The organism is Streptomyces minutiscleroticus (genome assembly GCF_014650875.1).
Classification (GTDB): Bacteria; Actinomycetota; Actinomycetes; order Streptomycetales; family Streptomycetaceae; genus Streptomyces; species Streptomyces minutiscleroticus.
This window is the reverse complement of record NZ_BMVU01000199.1, coordinates 1-1,317: the sequence shown is the minus strand read 5'-3', so window position 1 is coordinate 1,317 and position 1,317 is coordinate 1. Positions and strand designations below refer to the sequence as shown.

The 1,317-nt window shown below is 67.3% G+C and carries 2 protein-coding genes; both read right to left on the bottom strand.

Annotation, left to right across the window (positions count from 1 at the left end):
• Positions 1 to 33 precede the first annotated feature (33 nt).
• Positions 34 to 939 (bottom strand): IS3 family transposase, encoded by a 906-nt coding sequence (locus tag IE271_RS40970; RefSeq protein ID WP_190195486.1) that lies wholly within the window; start codon positions 937 to 939, stop codon positions 34 to 36.
• A 2-nt stretch (positions 940 to 941) separates the two neighbouring features.
• Positions 942 to 1,247, bottom strand: a complete 306-nt coding sequence (locus IE271_RS40965; RefSeq protein WP_190195485.1) for a transposase — start codon at positions 1,245 to 1,247, stop codon at positions 942 to 944.
• Between the last annotated feature and the right edge of the window lie 70 nt (positions 1,248 to 1,317).

Sequence of the window (1,317 nt, the reverse complement as noted above, 5' to 3'; positions counted from 1 at the left end):
TGAAGTTCCCCCTTGAGCGTGGACAGCGGGTGGTTACGCTGCGGGGGCGAGAACTTGTGCTGTCAGGGCCCGGGTCTCGAGCGGGGTGACGTAGCCGTAGACGGGATGCTTCCGCAGGCGAGTGCGGTTGTACTCGACCTCGATGAAGTGGAAGACATCGGCGCGGGCCTGTTCGTGGGACTCCCAGACGGTGGTCCCGATCTCCGCCTTCAGGAGGCCGAAGAAGCTCTCAGCTGCGGCGTTATCGTAGCAGGAGCCCGTTCTGCCCATACTCTGCCGTAGCCCCAACTCCTTTATGACGGCGCGGTATTCACGTGAGGTGTATTCCGCTCCGCGGTCCGAGTGCGTGATGCATCCCTCCTTCAGGGCGCCCCGGCCGGCGGCCATCCGCAGGGCGTCGACGACCAGGCCGGCCCGGTGGTGGTCGGCCATCGCGTAGCCGACCACCTCGCGGGTGGCCAGATCGATCACCGTGGCCAGATACCACCAGCCGGCCAGCGTGGGCAGGTAGGTGATGTCGCCGACCAGCTTCGTGCCCGGCTCGGCAGCCGTGAAGTCGCGGCCCACCAGGTCCGGTGACGCGAGTGCCGTGCGGTCCGCTCTGGTCAGGCCCCGGCGCCGTCTGCGGGTGATGCCGCTGATGCCGTGCTCGCGCATGAGCCGCTCGACGCGTTTGTGGTTGACCCGCTGCCCCTGCCGGCGCAGGGCCGCCGTGATCCGGGGAGACCCGTACGCCTGGCGGGAGGCAGTGTGCAGGTGTCGGATTTCGGTGACCAGCTCCTCCTGGCGGCGGGCCCGATCCCGGGCGGCCTCCCGCGTGGCCAGGTAGGAGTAATAGCCCGAGCGGGACACGCCCAGAACCCGGCACAGCAGGACGACACTGTGGCCATCGGGGTTCATCTCGGTGGCCCTCTCCGCATCGATGAACGCGTAGCGCACGGCTACTTCGTCGACTCCCTCGCGAAGAAGGCCGCGGCTTTTTTCAGGACCTCGATCGTCTGCTGCTGTTCCCGGTTCTCCCGCCGCAGACGACGCAGTTCTTCCTTCTCGTCGCTGGTCAGAGCACCCGCCAGTCCCTGGCCACGGTCGGCCTTGTCCTGGTTCACCCAGTTCCGCAGGCCCTCCGGGCTCACCCCGATCTGCCGGGCGACCTCGGTCACCGTCTTCCCCGACGAGTGGACCAGCGCGACCGCGTCCCGCTTGAACTCGGCCGTGTACCGCTTGCTCGTATTGCTCTTCTTGCTCACTACCTGGAACTGCTTCCTCCGGGACCTGTCGTCCCAGTATCAGGCTGTCCAGCTCGGAGGGGGAACTTCA